This is a genomic window from Mailhella massiliensis, assembly GCF_900155525.1.
In the GTDB taxonomy this organism is placed as follows: Bacteria; Desulfobacterota; Desulfovibrionia; order Desulfovibrionales; family Desulfovibrionaceae; genus Mailhella; species Mailhella massiliensis.
In genome coordinates this window covers 80,629-98,312 of the sequence record NZ_LT706943.1, presented here as the reverse complement: position 1 = coordinate 98,312, position 17,684 = coordinate 80,629, and the positions used below count along the sequence as shown (strand labels likewise).

The 17,684-nt window shown below is 56.8% G+C and carries 16 protein-coding genes, 1 tRNA gene and 1 pseudogene; 5 read left to right on the top strand and 13 right to left on the bottom strand.

What is annotated here, in order from left to right; genetic code table 11:
• Positions 1-4: 4 nt before the first annotated feature.
• Complete coding sequence (locus CZ345_RS16495) at positions 5-295, bottom strand: hypothetical protein (RefSeq protein ID WP_144277237.1); 291 nt, start codon at positions 293-295, stop codon at positions 5-7.
• Positions 295-504 (bottom strand): helix-turn-helix transcriptional regulator, encoded by a 210-nt coding sequence (locus tag CZ345_RS04075; protein ID WP_077071924.1) that lies wholly within the window; start codon positions 502-504, stop codon positions 295-297. Before CZ345_RS04075 ends, CZ345_RS16495 begins: the two co-directional genes overlap by 1 nt.
• Before the next feature lie 171 nt (positions 505-675).
• On the opposite strand from CZ345_RS04075, the gene CZ345_RS16130 reads away from it, so the two are divergent.
• A protein-coding gene (locus CZ345_RS16130; protein ID WP_239446597.1) for an IS5 family transposase occupies positions 676-1,430 on the top strand; the annotation gives its coding sequence in 2 pieces (ribosomal slippage) (positions 676-1,009 and positions 1,009-1,430; 756 coding nt in all).
• Positions 1,431-1,460: 30 nt separating this feature from the next.
• Here CZ345_RS16130 and CZ345_RS04060 read toward each other — a convergent pair.
• From CZ345_RS04060 to CZ345_RS04000, 11 genes are all read right to left on the bottom strand, one after another.
• The gene (locus tag CZ345_RS04060) at positions 1,461-2,312 is read right to left on the bottom strand and encodes a hypothetical protein (protein WP_077071923.1); all 852 of its coding nucleotides are present in this window, start codon (positions 2,310-2,312) and stop codon (positions 1,461-1,463) included.
• 113 nt (positions 2,313-2,425) lie between these two features.
• A complete protein-coding gene (locus CZ345_RS04055; RefSeq protein ID WP_077071922.1) occupies positions 2,426-2,725 on the bottom strand; it encodes a HigA family addiction module antitoxin in 300 nt (99 codons plus the stop codon).
• 8 nt (positions 2,726-2,733) lie between these two features.
• The gene (locus tag CZ345_RS04050; protein ID WP_077071921.1) at positions 2,734-3,012 is read right to left on the bottom strand and encodes a type II toxin-antitoxin system RelE/ParE family toxin; all 279 of its coding nucleotides are present in this window, start codon (positions 3,010-3,012) and stop codon (positions 2,734-2,736) included.
• Positions 3,013-3,197: 185 nt separating this feature from the next.
• A complete protein-coding gene (locus CZ345_RS04045; RefSeq protein WP_077071920.1) occupies positions 3,198-4,031 on the bottom strand; it encodes a BRO family protein in 834 nt (277 codons plus the stop codon).
• Between the two features lie 14 nt (positions 4,032-4,045).
• Entirely contained in the window at positions 4,046-5,125 is a 1,080-nt protein-coding gene (locus CZ345_RS04040) for a tyrosine-type recombinase/integrase (protein ID WP_083717119.1), read from the bottom strand.
• Positions 5,125-5,879 (bottom strand): IS5 family transposase gene (locus CZ345_RS16125; protein WP_239446597.1). Its coding sequence is split into 2 segments (ribosomal slippage): positions 5,125-5,546 and positions 5,546-5,879, totalling 756 coding nucleotides; the frame shifts between segments, so codons are not numbered across the junction. The genes CZ345_RS04040 and CZ345_RS16125 overlap by 1 nt, the downstream gene beginning before the upstream one ends.
• A gap of 513 nt (positions 5,880-6,392) precedes the next feature.
• Positions 6,393-6,486 (bottom strand) — tRNA-Ser (locus tag CZ345_RS04020).
• A gap of 175 nt (positions 6,487-6,661) precedes the next feature.
• Positions 6,662-7,585, bottom strand: coding sequence for a riboflavin biosynthesis protein RibF (ribF, locus tag CZ345_RS04015; RefSeq protein WP_077071917.1), 924 nt, complete (start codon positions 7,583-7,585; stop codon positions 6,662-6,664).
• Positions 7,586-7,589: 4 nt separating this feature from the next.
• Positions 7,590-8,402, bottom strand: a complete 813-nt coding sequence (locus CZ345_RS04010; protein WP_077071916.1) for a DsbA family protein — start codon at positions 8,400-8,402, stop codon at positions 7,590-7,592.
• 143 nt (positions 8,403-8,545) lie between these two features.
• Positions 8,546-9,913: an L-serine ammonia-lyase gene (locus CZ345_RS04005; RefSeq protein WP_077071915.1), complete on the bottom strand. Its 1,368-nt coding sequence runs from the start codon at positions 9,911-9,913 to the stop codon at positions 8,546-8,548.
• 145 nt (positions 9,914-10,058) lie between these two features.
• The gene (locus CZ345_RS04000; protein ID WP_077071914.1) at positions 10,059-11,888 is read right to left on the bottom strand and encodes a triose-phosphate isomerase; all 1,830 of its coding nucleotides are present in this window, start codon (positions 11,886-11,888) and stop codon (positions 10,059-10,061) included.
• Between the two features lie 624 nt (positions 11,889-12,512).
• Between CZ345_RS04000 and dsrA the strand changes: the two genes are divergently transcribed.
• The 4 genes and pseudogenes from dsrA (at position 12,513) to CZ345_RS03985 (ending at position 17,211) form a co-directional block, all read left to right on the top strand.
• A complete protein-coding gene (dsrA, locus tag CZ345_RS03995) occupies positions 12,513-13,826 on the top strand; it encodes a dissimilatory-type sulfite reductase subunit alpha (RefSeq protein ID WP_077071913.1) in 1,314 nt (437 codons plus the stop codon).
• 18 nt (positions 13,827-13,844) lie between these two features.
• Positions 13,845-14,987, top strand: a pseudogene (dsrB, locus tag CZ345_RS03990) (dissimilatory-type sulfite reductase subunit beta); the annotation flags it as partial.
• Between the two features lie 63 nt (positions 14,988-15,050).
• Positions 15,051-15,299 (top strand): dissimilatory sulfite reductase D family protein, encoded by a 249-nt coding sequence (locus tag CZ345_RS17320; RefSeq protein ID WP_420843766.1) that lies wholly within the window; start codon positions 15,051-15,053, stop codon positions 15,297-15,299.
• Positions 15,300-15,810: 511 nt separating this feature from the next.
• On the top strand, positions 15,811-17,211 hold the full coding sequence (locus CZ345_RS03985; protein WP_338039502.1) for a cobyrinic acid a,c-diamide synthase CobB: 1,401 nt from the start codon (positions 15,811-15,813) through the stop codon (positions 17,209-17,211).
• The last annotated feature ends 473 nt before the right edge of the window (positions 17,212-17,684 follow it).

The following is a 17,684-nucleotide window of genomic DNA, read 5'->3' as shown; positions in this document are numbered from 1 at the left end:
CCTCTCAGAAATTTTCTATAGTGGCCGATTGCAGGACGCAAAAAAGGCCGGGAGCTAGAAACCGTCTGAGAACGGCGGGCATATTTCCCTTTTCGGGTGTTGTATTAGCCCACTCCCGGCCATGAATAGCCGTAAACGCGCCATGCTTTTCAGGTGCATGGACGCAAAAATAAAAATGCCCAAGTTTCAAGACATTGGCGGTCTTCTCAGAAGGGTTTCTAGGCCCAGACAGAACCATGCCGGAAACGGTCTCCCCTGTCAACCATGCAAGACCATAAGGAACCATGCGCGTCATTATTCCGCCTCCCCCTCACCGGCAGAAGTGACGGCCTGCCCTTTGGCGTACGCCTCTACCTCATCACGCAGCCAGTACACGAAGCGGACGGATTCACGATACTTCCTGAGCTTGCCCAGACGATGGAGCTTATACAGATGGTCACGAGAGCACAGCAGCATGGCGCACACTTCCGGCGCACGCATACGGGGGGAAAGAGCATTAGTCATAAAAAAACCTCCTGATACATTCACAGACATTCCGTTGTCTATGTTTGTACAGGAGGTTAGCGCGGCGCAGGGTAGCCAACGCAAGGTAGCCAACTAGCCATTGGCTAGGCTCAGGACTCATTACTTGCCAAAAGGATAAGAAGTTCTTATTGTCGGCATAGGGAGGATGCCATGAAGGAACTTTTTTATCTTTCTCATGAACAGATTGCTCGTATCAAACGCTACTTTCCACGTTCCCATGGCATTCCGAGAGTCGATGACAGACGTGTCATCAGCGGCATTATCTATGTCATCAAGCACGGCCTGCAATGGAAAGATGCTCCGCGCGAGTATGGACCATACAAAACTCTCTACAATCGTTTTATCCGCTGGAGCCGATTGGGTGTCTTTAACAGGATTTTTGCGGAGCTTGTTGAGCAAAACGGCTCCACAACACGCTTGATGATTGATGCCACACATCTCAAGGCACACAGGACAGCAGCAAGTTTGCTGAAAAAAGGGGCCTTTCCCGATGTATCGGACGCACAAAAGGCGGCCTGAATTCAAAACTCCACGCTGTCTGCAATGCCTTCGGTCAACCGTTGGCCTTCCATCTGTCCGGCGGTCAGGTGAGCGATTACAAAGGCGCTGCTGTCCTGCTTGATACTCTGCCGCAGGCCGGGGAGCTTCTGGCGGATAGAGGCTATGATGCCGACTGGTTTCGTCATGCCTTGTCCCGTAAAGGAATCACGCCGTGCATTCCTGGCAGACACAGCCGAAAAACTCCGGTGGTCTATGACAAGGAGGTTTATAAGCAGCGGCACAAGATAGAAATCATGTTTGGCCGACTCAAGGATTGGCGCAGAATAGCCATGCGTTATGACCGTTGTGCACACACGTTCTTTTCGGCCATTTGTCTCGCTGCCATTGTCATCTTTTATATTTAATGAGTCCTGAACCTAGCCAAGCAAAGGTCATTAGCTACCCTTGGCTACCCGCTTTTTCAGCATGTTCTTCGTGTAATTCCTCAACGTACTGACAGACTTTCCGGCAGGGTTAGGGTGAAAGAAATAACCGTTCTCCCTCTGCGACAGGAATTCTTTTTCTTCGTCCAACGCGGCCATGATCTCAACGACAGGGACACGTGCATCAACCAGCTTGGCTACCACGGTAAAAAGCCCGTGGCCTTCATACTCTGCCGGGAACTCTTCACCGTGTGCGTTTTCCTCTGTCTCTCCGTCCGCCTCTGCCTTGCTTTCCAACTCCGCGACTCTTTTCCTGAGCTTGTCGTTTTCGGCCTCAGAATCGGCAAGCGCGGCTTCTAATTTTTTGTTATCTTCTTCTAACACATCGAGATAACTAGGGTATGTATCCATATTATCATCAACTGTATAATCTTCATCAACATCATTTACATCAACAATAACTGCTTCTTCATTATTTTTTGGTTCATAATAATATCTTTCATAAAGAAAATATGGATATTCTTTTTCTATATCATATACTTCTTTTAATAAAATATATACATTATTTCCAGTAAGACATATGAATATTTCATTACCATCTATACTTTCAATTATTTCTAAACGTGTAGGAATTAACCACTTCTCTTTTTCTTCATTTGGAAGTATTAAAGTCCTATCTAAATTAAAAACACTAATTCTACCTATATATTCCAGATATATAATATCTTCATGAGATGCACCTTTCCATCTATTCAAAAGCCATCTAAGTTCAACAACCTTTTCAGTCGTTTTTAGTATGTTTTGTGATTTACCTAGTATTAGTTGTATATGTTTTTTTTCCTGTTCTGTTAATTCTCTTTCCATCGCCACTTCTCACACTCTCCCTTGTGCGCTCCTTCATGGAACCCCGGCAGGCGGTAGGAGTTGCCGCTTTTCGGCGTGGTTCATGACGCCACGCCTAGCCGGGGAAATGGATACTATGCCGTCTGCATGACAAGAGGTTGAATCTGCGTCCAGCTTCCCTTTTCCTGTCGGGCGTTCCAAAGATCGACGGCCCTCTGCAGGTTCAGCCACAAGTCCGGCGTGGTGTTCAAGGCTACAGACAACCGCATGGCCATATCCACCGTTACGGGCGCACGCCCGTTGACAAGAGCGGAAACCGTCTTGCGGGATACCCCTATGCGCTCCGCAAAGCCAGTGATCGTCACGTCCAGCGGTTCAAGATACATTTCTTTCAGCACCTCTCCCGGCATGGACGGCTTTCTTGTACGTTCCATATGTCCCCCTAGTGATAATCCTGATAGTCCACGATATAGGCGTCCCCGTCCTCAAATCGGTATGTTACACGCCAGTTCCCAGAGACAGTGACAGACCACAGCCCGGCCATATCCCCTTTCAGGCGGTGCAGTCTTGAACCGGGAAAATTCATATCCTGCGCATCCGCCGCACTGTCGAGCAGGTCGAGGATCATCCCCAGTCGCCGGGCGTGCTTCGCCTGTATCCCTTTTGTGTTCCCCGTCTGAAAAAAGAGTTCCAGACCTTTATGCGCGAATGTCTTTATCATGTTTATAATGTAACCTATAAAGTTACACCAGTCAACGCCCTTCCTCTCAATTGTGGGGATATTAGGGATAAGGTGTGAATCCTGAAAAAGTGTCGCAGTTGTCGCAAATGTCGCAGCCCCTCTAAGACGAAAATACGCCCATACGGCCCGGCGTTACCGGAGTCATACCGGGAACAAAGGCCGCTCTATTCTTCATCCTGCTTACGATGGGGGAGGAAGTTTTCCCCGGTCACTACGCTTTTCCCTGTGACGGCTTCCAGTTCCTCCCGCGCCTTTCTGGCTATGGAACCGCCCTGTACAGCCGCTTCTTTATTTTCTTTCATGCCGGTAGCATTGACGCTTTCAGCTACCCGTCTTGTCGTCACCTCAGCAAGAGCCGTAAAGACAAGCTCGTCCGTGCTCATATGATCCCGCAGGTTCTGAGACTTGAGTCCCTTCAAATCCTTGTGCTGCTTTACGGAGAGGCCGGACCATTCCTGATGGATGATGTTTGTCAAAATGGCGTATTCCAGCCCCTGTTTGACATCATGAGTACTCCAATAATCCGTCAGCTTGTTTCGCGCCTCCTGCCCCATCATGCGCTGTTCTATCCATTTGTCGGAGCGGCCATGCTGCTTATAGAGCGCCCGTGCCCGATCAATGGCTATGGCAGGGTCGGCCATTTCCTGCATACGCTCATAGCCCACCTGAGCCAGCCACAGCTTTATAGGTTCCGCCTTTGGACTCGGCACGGACTGGATAATGCGCAATATCACGTCAGCCGCAGCAACATCGGAAAGCCTTTTCTTTCCATCCTGCGCGGTCAGCTTCAAACCGTGACAATTTGTCACGGCTTCACTGCCTTCTTTTTTCAGGCGTTGTTTCAGCTTGCGCCAGTAAGCACCGGGATCAGGACTATTCGTCAACGCGCCCACGATATCCACAACGGAAAAATACCAGGTATCCGTCTGCTCATCATAAACACGGCGGATCCCTTTATCCTCGAAAAAGGCTACCTGTTCTGAAATTGTCGGTTTCATTTTTCCCCCTCCTTTTACCTGTACGCCAACAACAACTTTTCCGGCATGGGCGGCACATCCTCGCCATCTCTCAGCGCGTCCACGGTATCCGCCCACCACTGGAGCACCAGCCCCAGCGGTTCCATATATTCGGCGCGATTGTATGCCTGTTCCGTAGAATCTCCGGCAACATGGAATAGAGCACGCTCACAGATCAGCTTTGGTATCCCTGCTTCAAGGGCTAAAGTCTCAAAGGTGGAGCGGAATCCATGCAGGCAATGTTCCCCTTGTGGTATGCCTGCCGCCCGAAGAACTTTTATCAATCCGCCGTTGGATACATGGCCTGTGTTCGAGCCACTGGGGAAGCACCACGCGCCACGGCGGAACATGGCCAGCGCCGTGAACACCTCTTTCATCTGCCGGGAGAGGGGAACGGTATAGCCTCGCCCGTTCTTCGTCTGGGAGAACGTCCAGAGGCCTTTCTTCAAGTCGATATCTTCCCACCTCGCCGCGATCATGTTCCCGTTCCTGACCGGCAGGTAACAGGACAGGCGCATGGCGGCCACAATGGACGGCCCGCTTCTCCCGCTTTCCATGTAAGCCCACAGTTTGCGGAACATGGCCGCAGCCTCTTCCTTGCCGGTAATGGCAGGGTGGTGCTTCGCCTCTCCTCTCCCCTGTCTCGGCACAAGCCTTGTCAGATGATCCGCCGGGGTTCCCTGTATGTATCCGGCGTCAACGGCATAGGAAAAAATCCTTTCTATGAGACCGGCCACACGCCGCGCCTGAGTATGGGCTTCTCTCGCCACCAGCTTGTCTATGATCGGCTTGAGATGTTCCTTCCGGCGTATGTCCACAATAGGGATGTTCTTGATAAATGGGTTGATATGGTTCTCGACGCGCCCCATATCCCCTTGGCGCGTCTTCTCGGTCATATCCTTGCGAATCCTGAAATATTCACCGGCAACAACGGAAAAGGTTTTCTCGGCTTCCTGCTTCTTCCTCTTCGCCTCCGCCAGTTCCTCCCGTCTCTGTTCGTTGGGATTGATCCCCTGCTTCAAAAGCAGCCTGTATTCATCCCTCTTTGCCCTTGCCGCGCTAGGTTCAGGACTCATTAAATATAAAAGATGACAATGGCAGCGAGACAAATGGCCGAAAAGAACGTGTGTGCACAACGGTCATAACGCATGGCTATTCTGCGCCAATCCTTGAGTCGGCCAAACATGATTTCTATCTTGTGCCGCTGCTTATAAACCTCCTTGTCATAGACCACCGGAGTTTTTCGGCTGTGTCTGCCAGGAATGCACGGCGTGATTCCTTTACGGGACAAGGCATGACGAAACCAGTCGGCATCATAGCCTCTATCCGCCAGAAGCTCCCCGGCCTGCGGCAGAGTATCAAGCAGGACAGCAGCGCCTTTGTAATCGCTCACCTGACCGCCGGACAGATGGAAGGCCAACGGTTGACCGAAGGCATTGCAGACAGCGTGGAGTTTTGAATTCAGGCCGCCTTTTGTGCGTCCGATACATCGGGAAAGGCCCCTTTTTTCAGCAAACTTGCTGCTGTCCTGTGTGCCTTGAGATGTGTGGCATCAATCATCAAGCGTGTTGTGGAGCCGTTTTGCTCAACAAGCTCCGCAAAAATCCTGTTAAAGACACCCAATCGGCTCCAGCGGATAAAACGATTGTAGAGAGTTTTGTATGGTCCATACTCGCGCGGAGCATCTTTCCATTGCAGGCCGTGCTTGATGACATAGATAATGCCGCTGATGACACGTCTGTCATCGACTCTCGGAATGCCATGGGAACGTGGAAAGTAGCGTTTGATACGAGCAATCTGTTCATGAGAAAGATAAAAAAGTTCCTTCATGGCATCCTCCCTATGCCGACAATAAGAACTTCTTATCCTTTTGGCAAGTAATGAGTCCTGAGCCTAAGCCCTGTCTCAGGCGCATAGCCGCAGATCAACTTGATGTTGGTCCTGTCTCCGGCTTTACGCCCTATGTATACCCACTTCCCCGCGTTCTTGCCGGTTACGACAAGAGAGAGTGATCCACCGTCTTTGAGCGTGACAGGTTCCCCAGAGCGCAGAGCCTTGCCAACTTCCGACGCGCTCAGCCTGTTGTTTTTGCCTTCCGCCGCTTCTGCCATGATTTCACCCTGTTGCCCTTCTTCTGGTATGTCTTTTTCGCGAAATGGTATGACTCAAAGAGACCTGAAGATACCTCTCCGTGTCTCAGTCATACCGAAAAACATACCGCCCGACAATGACAACCAACCACAAACAGAGGCAACTAGCGATACATGAATACACATAACTAGCTAAAATAAAAGGGCTTCGATTACATCTGACAACAATCGAAGCCCTACAGCAATAATAGTATGGCGGAAAGGGTGGGATTCGAACCCACGTACCGGCTCATCACCGATAACTCGATTTCGAGTCGAGCGCGTTACGGCCTCTTCGCTACCTTTCCGTGGAACGTCCTTGTCTTTTACATGAAGAGCGGCCTGCGGGCAAGCCTTTTTTCCTGAGGAAAAGCGAGTGCCGCTCCACTGCCCTTGAAGGCATCGTGAAAACGGTTCAGCCCGTATTTTTCCACGTTTTCCGGCTTCCCGTGCTCATCTTTCAGGCCGCGCCGGCTTTAGACACTACAGGGGAAGATTCCGCCTTTCGTCCATATCGGCATGGAGCTGCGCTATAAGCGCATCCAGCCCGTCGAAACGGCGGTCCTTGCGCAGCAGGGCAAGGAAACGCACTTCCAGTCTGCGGCCGTAAATATCTCCCGAAAAATCCATGATGTGCGTTTCCAGCGTGAGCGCGGAGCCGTCGAAGGTGGGATTCTTGCAGAAGCTGGTTACGGCCATGCGCCATTCGCCCGCGCCGTCCAGAAGCCGCGCAGACGTGGCATATACGGCAGGAGCCGTCATGGCCTGAGCAGGGGCGACGTCGAGGTTGGCGGTGGGAATACCGAGCAGCGGCCCGCCGCGGCCTTCCCCGTGTACCACTTCTCCCTGTACGGAAAACGGCCTGCCGAGAAGACGGTTCGCCTCCTCCAGCCTGCCTTCGGCAAGGGCTTTGCGGATACGCGTGGAGCTCACGGGAGCGCCGTCCTTCATCACCGCCCCCACCTGAGTGACGTGGGCAAAAAGTTCTCCCAGCCGATCCGCCCCGGCATGATCCCGCCCCATGCGGAAATCATACCCTATGAACAGATCACGCACGCCGAGTCCTTCCTGAAGCACACAACGGCAGAAGTCATCCGCGCTGCGTGCCGCCAGTTCCCGGTTGAAGGGCAGAAGCAGTACGGCATCCACACCCTCCGCCTCCAGGTATTCCAGACGCTGGGCCGTGGAGCAGAGAACCTTGGGCGAGCAGGCGCAGAGAACGGAGGCAGGATGCGGGTCGAACGTAACGGCCACCGCAGGCATACCCTCGGCATGGGCGTGCTCCACCGTGCGGTGAAGCAGTTCCTGATGCCCGAGATGAACGCCGTCGAAATTGCCGACGGTAGCCGTGCAGCAGTCCCACTCCGCCTGTGCGCGCAGCGTTTTCGGATCGGAAGCCATGTGCATGGGACTACTTGGCCGCCGTATTCGTATTCGCAAGCGCCATTTCCACGGCGTCCGCAAAATTTTCCATGGGCAGCGCGCCGCGCAGAACCATGTTGTTCACAAGGAAATACGGCGTCCCCACAAAGCCAAGCGCATTCGCGTCGGCAGCATCACCGGCCAGCACGGCGTCCAGTTCCTTCGTCCTGCTCCTTACCGAAGCTTCAAGCGTCTTCGCATCATAGCCCACTTCCGACGCGATGGCGCGGAGCGTGGCAAGAGCGCTTTCTTCCACCTGCTTCTGCCGGTCGAAAATGAGCGCGTACATCTTCCATGCCCTGGCCTTGTCCATCTGATAGGCGGCAATGAACCATTCCGCAGCGATGCGGCCCGATTCCGTCTTGGGGACCTGCTTGAAGATGAGACGGATCTTGCCGGGATAACGCTTCATGAGATTACCCACGGTGTAGGCAGCCTGATGGCAATAGGTGCATACGAAGTCGGAAAAGGCGATGATGGTCACGGGCGCGTTGTCGGGCCCGCCCGCAGGCCGTCCTTCCAGAGCCACCTGCTTGGGTTCCCTGATATCCTTCTCCCACTGCTGGAGGAGCACGGCGCGACGCCTTTTGTCGGAGCCCATCTGCACAATGTCGAGCACTTCCTCGCTGTGTTGCTTCAGCACGTTCAGAATGAGTTCGGGGTGTTCGCTCAGAATTGCCTCAAGCTGCGCGGCAGGATCGGCCGCGGGGGCGGATGCAGGGGCGGCATACGCGCCTCCGGCCGCCGCAAGAGCGCCGGAAAGCAACGCAAGGGTCAAACATATATGACGAAAAAAAGACATGATAAGCTCCTTTTGCGCGACTATATCTTTTTCATATCAGGCTGACAAGACAAAGCGGGACAAGGAAATATTACCGTATCTTTCCCGCATGACGACTCCCTTTCCCTGAAAAGTAGAAAAAAGGAACGGCGCGCAGCCGCCGGTCAGCAGGTAACCATGCTGACGGCAAGACCGCCCATGGAGGTTTCCTTGAATTTATGACTCATTTCCCTGCCGGTTTCCGCCATGGCGGCAATGGCCGCATCCAGAGAAACGCGGTGAGCCTCGGGGCGCGTTCCCGTGCTGATGAGCGACGCGTTGAAGGCCTTGACCGCCCCCATGGCATTGCGCTCAATACAGGGAATCTGCACATAACCGCCCACGGGATCGCAGGTGATGCCGAGGTGATGCTCCAGGGCGACTTCCGCGGCGTTTTCCACATAGCGGGAGGGATTGCCCTGCGCATCGGTGAACATGGCGGCCGCCATGGCTGAAGCCACCCCGATTTCCCCCTGACAGCCCACTTCCGCCCCGGCGATGCTGGCGTTGTGCTTGGCAATGAAGCCCACGGCCGCAGCCGCAAGAAAGCCCTCGCGGATGGCGCGGTCGCCGATGAACATGTCGTGACGCATGGCATACACCAGCGCGGGCATGACGCCTGCGGAACCGCAGGTGGGTGCGGTAACGATGACGCCGCCTGCGGCGTTCTCCTCCGAAGCGGCAAAGGCGTAGGCGTTGAGTCCGGCAAGGAACTTGACAGGGGAATCCCGAAGCGCCAGCGCACGTTCGCGCAGCATGTGCGCCTTGCGTTCCACCTTGAGCGGTCCGGCAAGATAGCCGCTGCCCTCAAGCCCGTGCTTCACCGACTCCTCCATCCTGTCCAGAAGCTCGTTCAGCCCGTCGATGATGGTGGTGCGCGAAGCTCCGGTAATGGCCGCCTCATTGGCCAGCATGATTTCGTAGATGTTCAGGCCCTGACTGCGGACGATGTTCCTCAGCTCCTTCATGTTGCCGTAGGGATACACGGGGTCGCCGAGTTCCGGGGCCTTCCACCCGTCCCACTGTACGAAACCGCCGCCCACGGAATAATAGGCCTTCTCAAAGAGTATCGCGCCCGCCGCGTCGTGCAGTTCGGCAAGGAGCGTGTTGCTGTAGGGATAGTTGTGCACGACGGCGTCGTGCACGATATCGGAAAGGGAAACAAGCGCGCTGCCTACGCCGAGTTCCACACGATATTCCCGGGCGGGTTCCGCAGAAAGCTTTGACAGAAAGCCCTGAGGGCAGTCTTCCGGGCGTACCCCGAGAATGCCCGCAAGCACGGCGGCGTCGGTGCCGTGGCCTTCGCCCGTGGCGCTCAGAGAACCGAAAAGACGCACCCGTATGCGCGAGGCGCGGGCCAGCACTTCGCGGGGCAGCCCGGCGCAGTCTGCGGAAAAAAGACGGCCCGCCGTCATGGGGCCTATGGTGTGCGAGCTCGAAGGGCCGGGTCCGACCTTGAACAGGGAAAAAAGGGAGGTGATGATGGGCCGCATGGCAGAAATTCCCGGTGGATATCCGTTTGACGGTGACGCGGCATGGGCGGAGCGGAAACGCTCCCGTGCCGCGTGAAGACCCCGCCCGGAAAACGGAGCGGGGCGCATACAAAGCGGGGGAGCTCCCGCTCCCCCGGAAAGAAAACTACATCTGATCCGAGCTGTTCTTTTCTTCGGCTTCCAGATCGTCGGTATGCTTGAGTATCTCCTCAAGCTGAATGTCGCCGCAAAGAACGCCCACGATTTCATCGTTCTCATCCGTCACGGCCTGGGAGACGGAAAGAATGAGCGCTCCGGTGTACTGCGACTGGTACACGTCGGTAACGTGCAGCTCGCCGTCCTGCATGGGCATCTTGAACCAGCCTCTGTCGGAATAGTCATAGCCCGGATCGGGCAGATGCCCGTACTTGCCGGTATTGGCCTCGTCCGCCACCACGGCCTTGAGCAGCTTGCCCTTCGCATCGGTAAGGGTGATGAACTGTATATAGGGATAGTGATCGGCAAAGCTCTGCAGGGCGTTGTTGCGCTCTTCCTGCGTGGCGCTTGCACGGCAGGCGTCGGCAAGACGCATCATGATGCCGGAGGCGAGGCGGCTCGCCACCCTCTTGAGCTTCTGCAGCTCGGAAACGAAAAGCTCGGGCATGAACTGGCGCACAAGGGCGAGCATTTCCTTGTTGGAGAAGGAGGTATTGCGCCCGGCTTCGTAGGCCTGCATGATGGCGTTGTATATCTGGCCCACGGCAGGGTGCTTCTTGGTCACGCGGCGGCTTTCGTCCAGTTCCAGATTGCTGTTGATCCAGTAGGCCACGCCCGCACGTCCGGACTTGTCGGTAATGATGATGGGCACGGGGCGGTTGAGTATCTTCGCGGTATCGAAGATATTGTAGATTTCCTCGTTCTTGGAAAGACCGTCCACATGAACGCCCGCGCTCGTGGCGTTGAAGTCGCTCCCCACGAAGGGATAGTTCGGCGGAATGGCGTATTCCAGCTCCTTGGCGAAATATTCGGCGATTTCGGAAATCACCGTGGTATCCGCCACGTCGTCGTTGCCCGTGAGGGAAATGTATTCCATGACCAGCGCTTCCACAGGCGTGTTGCCCGTGCGCTCGCCGAAGCCGAGCAGGGTGCCGTTCACCGAGGCACAGCCGTACAGCCAGGCCGTGACGCCGTTGACCAGCACCTTGTGAAAGTCGTTGTGGCCGTGCCATTCCAGCCACTGACCGGGCACGCCCGCCTCGTCGGTGAAGGCGCGCACGATCCCCTGCACCGAACGCGGAAGCGCCGCTCCGGCATAGGGCACGCCGAAGCCCATGGTGTCGCACAGGCGTATCTTCACCGGCATGGAGGCCTTGCGGGCAAGCTCCATGAGACGCGCGGCAAAGGGCAGGCAGAAGCCGTGTATGTCCGCGCGGGTGACGTCTTCAAAATGGCAGCGCGGCACGATGCCCCATTCCAGGGCACGTTCCACGATGCGCAGATAGTCGTCCATGGCCTGCTGCCGGGTCTTCCCTAATTTAAGGTATATGTGATAGTCCGACACGCTGGTGAGCAGCCCCACCTCGTCGAATTCCATATCCCTTGCAATGCGCAGATCCTCTTCCTTCGCGCGTATCCAGCCCGTCACCCGGGGGAAACGGTAGCCGCGGGCGCGACAGGTTTCTATGGCCTTGCGGTCCTTGGCGGAATACATGAAGAATTCCGAAGCCTGAATGAGCCCGCTCTTGCCGCCGAGCTTGTGCAGCAGATCGAAGATATGGGCGATCTGCTTCACCGTGTACGGAGGTCGGGCCTGCTGCCCGTCACGGAAGGTGGTATCGGTAATGAAGCACGGGTCCGCCGGGCGGGGGGCTATGATGGTGCCGTCGAATCCGATGCGCCCGATTCTGGTATAGGGGAAAAGTTCGCGGTAAAGCTGGGGGTCGGCCCGCTCTTCAAGGTGAAGACTGCGCTCGGAACTTTTCTTGAAAAGAATCATTGTACCTCCGTATGGCCGCCCGTCGGGACAGACCTTTTTTCAGGAATGCAACATCATACCTGTTAAAACAGGAAAAATAAAGTATTATGCCTTCCGTTAAATTTTCCTTCCGCTTTCCGCCCGGCAGGAGGAAACGACGGCAAAAAAATTAAATCCGTCCCGCACTTTGTTCTTTTTTTCCCTTGGCTTTTTCCGGCAGGAACCTGCCCGGATACTTTTTCCCGAAAAATAACATCCAGCATTTCAACATATTATAAAACAGCCGTTCCCAACGCGCTCCTCCGCTTCCCTCCGCTCGTTCCTTTCTGGAACCACTTCCGCCCGGCGCAGCACTTGAAAAAAAAGCCGTTTTATGGCTTAATTATTGAAAACACAGTTTTTTTCACCCTTTTTCCCTCTATGGGGAGCCAGACTGGCTTGTGAACAGAACCGGAGCTATTGTGCTCCCCCCTAAAATAGGGTAGTAACGGAGTTACACGCTGTAAGGCCGGGACTTGTACTGTGCCCTCGCACATCCGGCCCAGTATTGGTGTATCAGGGGTCGCTCTGTCTGAACGGAAAGTTTTTCCGGCTCATTGGTTGGCAAAGCGACAGACCCATAATCAACCATGTGGAGGTAAGGCAATGGCGAAACATGCAACCCCCCTGTTGGACCAGCTCGAATCCGGGCCCTGGCCCAGCTTTGTATCTGATATCAAGCAGCTTGCCGCGAGCAGAGCCGAAAACGCTCAGGGCTTGGATTATCAGATTCCCAGCGATGCCCCCGAGGATCTGCTGGGTGTCATGGAACTTTCCTATGAAGACAAGGAAACGCACTGGAAGCACGGCGGCATCGTGGGCGTGTTCGGTTACGGCGGCGGCGTTATCGGCCGTTACTGCGACCAGCCCGAAAAGTTCCCCGGCGTGGCCCATTTCCATACCGTCCGCGTGGCTCAGCCTTCCGGTAAGTTCTACAGCACCGAATACCTGCGCGGCATCTGCGACATCTGGGATCTGCGCGGCTCCGGTCTGACCAACCTGCACGGCTCCACCGGCGACATGGTGCTCATCGGCACCCAGACTCCTCAGCTCGAAGAAATCTTCTACGAACTGACCCACAAGATGGACGTCGACCTCGGCGGTTCCGGCTCCAACCTGCGTACCCCCGCCGCCTGCATGGGCATGTCCCGCTGCGAATACGCCTGCTACAACACCCAGCTCGCCTGCTACCAGCTCACCCAGGACTACCAGGACGAACTGCATCGCCCCGCCTTCCCCTATAAGTTCAAGTTCAAGTTCGACGGCTGCCCCAACGGCTGCGTGGCCGCTATGGCCCGTTCCGACTTTGCCGTGGTCGGCACCTGGAAGGACGACATCAAGATCGACCAGGATGCCGTGAAGGCCTATGTGGCCGGTGAGTTCGCTCCCAACGCCGGCGCTCACTCCGGCCGCGACTGGGGCAAGTTCGACCTCCAGAAGGAAGTCATCGACCTCTGCCCGAGCCACTGCATGAGCTGGGACGGCAACAAGCTGTCCATCGACACCGCGAACTGCGTGCGCTGCATGCACTGCATCAACACCATGCCCCGCGCTCTGCATGTCGGTGACGACCGCGGCGCCTCCATCCTCGTCGGCGCCAAGGCCCCCATTCTCGACGGCGCTCAGATGGGCTCCCTGCTCGTTCCCTTCATTCCCGCGGAAGAACCCTTCGACGAAATCAAGTCCGTCATCGAAAAGATCTGGGACTGGTGGATGGAAGAAGGCAAGAACCGCGAACGTGTTGGCGAAACCATCAAGCGTCTCTCCTTCCAGAAGCTGCTTGAAGTGACCGAAATCCCGGCCATTCCTCAGCACGTCATCGAGCCCCGCACGAACCCCTACATTCTCTTCAAGGAAGAGGACGTGCCCGGCGGCTGGACCCGTGACATCGCTGCTTACCGTCAGCGTCACCTGCGCTAATCAGAGAGGAGAGCAAAAATGGCTTTTATTTCTTCCGGTTACAATCCTGCAAAACCCATGGAAGGTCGTATCTCCGATATCGGACCCCGCAAGTACGACTCCTTCTTCCCTGAGGTCATTGCCAAGAACTTCGGCAAGTGGCTCTACCACGAAATTCTGGAACCCGGCGTGCTCATGCATGTGGCCGAAAGCGGCGACAAGGTGTACACCGTCCGCTGCGGCGGCGCCCGTACCATGACCACCGTGCACATCCGTGAAATCTGCGAAATCGCCGACAAGTACTGCGACGGTCACGTTCGTTTCACCACCCGTAACAACATCGAGTTCATGGTGACCGATCCCAAGGTTCTTGAAGAACTGAAGGCCGACCTTGCTTCCCGCAAGTTCCCCGGCGGTTCCTACAAGTTCCCCATCGGCGGCACCGGCGCCGGTGTGACCAACATCGTGCACACCCAGGGCTGGCTGCACTGCCACACCCCCGCCACCGACGCCTCCGGCCCGGTGAAGGCCCTGATGGACACCGTGTTCTCCGACTTCCAGAACCATCGTCTGCCCGCCCCCGTGCGCATCTCCCTGGCCTGCTGCCTTAACATGTGCGGCGCCGTGCACGTTTCCGACATCGGCGTCGTGGGTATTCACCGCAAGCCCCCGATGATCGACCAGGAATGGGTTGACCAGCTCTGCGAAATTCCTCTGGCCGTCGCCGCCTGCCCCGTGGCCGCCGTGCGTCCCGCCAAGGAAGAACTCGACGGCAAGAAGATCAACACCGTGGCCATCAAGCAGGAACGCTGCATGTACTGCGGTAACTGCTACACCATGTGCCCCGCCCTTCCCATCTCCGACGGCGAAGGCGACGGCGTGCTCATCATGGTCGGCGGCAAGATCTCCAACCGTATCAGCCGTCCCAAGTTCTCCAAGGTCGTCGTTTCCTACATCGAAAACGAACCGCCCCGCTGGCCTACGCTGTGCGCCACCGTCAAGCGCATCCTTGACGTGTACGCCGAAAACGCCAACAAGTACGAACGCCTGGGCGACTGGGCCGAACGTATCGGCTGGGAAAAGTTCTTCGAACTGACCGATCTGGAATTCACCCCCCAGCTCATCGACGACTTCCGCGAACAGGCCTACTTCAGCTGGCGTCAGTCCACCCAGTTCAAGTTCACTGAACTGGCCGCTGAAGCCTACAAGGGCGCCGAAGCCCACGCCGAAGCTTCCAACGCCGGCGTGACCGAAGAAGACAAGACTCTGGTGTACAACTGGCTGGTGGAAAAGACCAGCAAGCCCGGCGCCAAGACCAAGTTCTACTTCAACCAGTTCCTCGAACTGTTCCCCGGCTCCAGCCCCCGCAAGGTCAAGAACGTCCTCACCGCTCTGGTGGACGACGAAAAGGTGGCTTACTGGTCCTCCGGTTCCACCACCATGTACGGCCTCAAGGGCGCCGGCAAGCAGGGCGCTACTGAAGAAGGCGAATAATATCGCCCGCTGAAGGGCAAGGGCCGCCTGCGCGGCCCGCGCAAGCTTCAGCAAAGCCGAAACATGAAGGGGAAGATCTTCCGGGATCTTCCCCTTTTTCGATGGGGCCGCCGCCGGAAGCTCCGCCGTGCCGAAATCCGGGCCGCCCCGTTCCCTCCGGGAAGCTCCCGTGCCTTTTACGGGAAAAAACGGCGGAAGCATTCTCCGAAGATTCCGCATCCTCCGCGGGGTGCCGCTGTCTTCTGCCCTCCCCGGCAGGGCAAAGCCCCGGGGAAAAGCGCATAGGCAGGCCCCCTCGGAACAGACGCGGTCTTCCCATGCGCTTTTCCGGCACGGAAGAAAAACACGCGGCACGGAGCGACGCAGGGAACAACTACCGGGCATTTCCGACATTCGGGGCGAAATTCCGCCGGCAGCAATCTTCCGCCTTGGACGGATGAGGCGGCCGCCCCGTTCTCCCCCTCAGGATTCCTTACGCTGCGTACAGGCGCACATCACCTTTTTCCCCCTCATGCTCATGGAACAGGCAAGACTCGTTATTTCCGGGCTTTCCGGAGGAAGCGGCAAGACTCTGGTTTCGCTGGGACTCACGCGGCTTTTCGCCCGACGCGGCCTTGCCGTGCAGCCCTGCAAGAAAGGACCGGACTACATCGACTACGCATGGCTTGCTCTTGCCGCAGGAAGGCCTGCCGCCTGCCTGGACCCGTATTTTCTGGATGACGCCGCGCTGCTGCGCCGCTTTTCCCTTACCTGCGCCAGACGCCCGGCCGACATGGCCGTCATCGAAGGCAACCGGGGACTTTTCGACGGCCGCGATGTGGAAGGCTCCTGCTCTACCGCACATGTGGCACGCCTTTTGAAGGCTCCCGTCATCCTTACCATGAACTGCGCCAAAATGACGCGCACGGCGGCCGCCGTGGTTTCGGGCATCGCCCGTTTCGAGCCGGAGCTGAACCTTGCGGGCGTCATGCTGAACAACGTGGCGGGCGAACGCCACGGCTCCATGCTGCGCCGCGCCGTGGAAACCTATACCGATATCCCCGTCGTGGGCATTCTGCCGCGCCTGCATCACAATCCTCTGCCGGAACGGCACATGGGGCTGTCTCTGGACGAGGCCGATCCGGCAGCTCACGCCGTGCTGGACTCTCTGGCCGATCTTCTGGAAAACAACAGCGATACGGAACGCATCCTTGCCCTCGCGCGTACCGCGCCCTCTCTTCCCGACCTGCCCTGTGAGGAAAAGCAAAAAGAAGCGCACGGAGGCCCTCTCATCGGCTATGTGCACGACAAAGCGCTGTGGTTCTATTACGAAGAAAATCTGGAAGCCCTGCGCGCAGCAGGCGCACGGCTGGTACGCCTGAGCCTTTTTGACGACGCTCCGTGGCCGGACATCGACGGGCTCTATCTCGGCGGAGGCTACCCTGAACTTTTTGCCGATGAAATCAGCGCCTCGCCGCACCTTGCAGACATACGCGCCCTTTCCCTGGCGGGCCGCCCCATTTACGCGGAATGCGGAGGCTTCATGATACTGTGCGACGCGCTGACGCTCGATGACGGCCCCCGCCCCATGGCGGGGATTCTGCCGCCGCGCCCGCGTTTTTTCCGCCGTCCGCAGGGGCTCGGTTATGTGACGGCCCGCGTCGCCGCTCCCAACCCCTTCCATCCTCTGGGAAGCGTATGGCACGGGCATGAATTCCACTATTCCCGCTGCGAGTGGCCGCAGGGGCTTCTGCCCCCGTGCTGTCTCGAGCTTTCTCCGGGAACAGGCATGTATGAAAAAGACGGCATCCGTTACGACGGACTTCTCGTGCGCCGTACCTTCGCCTGCTGGACGCACCTTTTCGCCCCTGCCGTGCCGCACTGGGCGGAAAACTTCGTCCGTGCCTGCGCCGAGGATGCCGCAGCCGGATGAACACGGAAAAGATACCTGCGACAATGCGCCTCTTTCTGCCTCTCCGAGCAGGGAAGACATCACGCTCCGCCTCGAATGTCATTAACCGATAATGCTTCGGGACGCTGTCGGCTTCTCCGCTTTTTCCTCACGGTCCGCCGACATCTCGCCCATGCCGGGGCGCATCTTTGCGTATCTTCTGCCGGATGCTCCCTTCATCTCCGCGCGTAGGCATGGAGGTGCAACGAAACGCCATCCCCCAGACCGGCTTTCGCCCTACCGCAGAAATACCATCACCGTGTCTTTTCCCCTTACAGGCCGGCTGCGGACCAGCCATGCCTCGATTCCGCACGCCTGCACCATGCCCTTTCCGCCTTGCATCGCCTCCGGCTTTCTGCCGCATGATGCACGTCTCTTCGGGCAAACGCCGTTTACTGCTGCGATAACGAGAGGCCTTCCCGCTCAGGTTCCCCTCTCCCCGATTCACGGCCCCC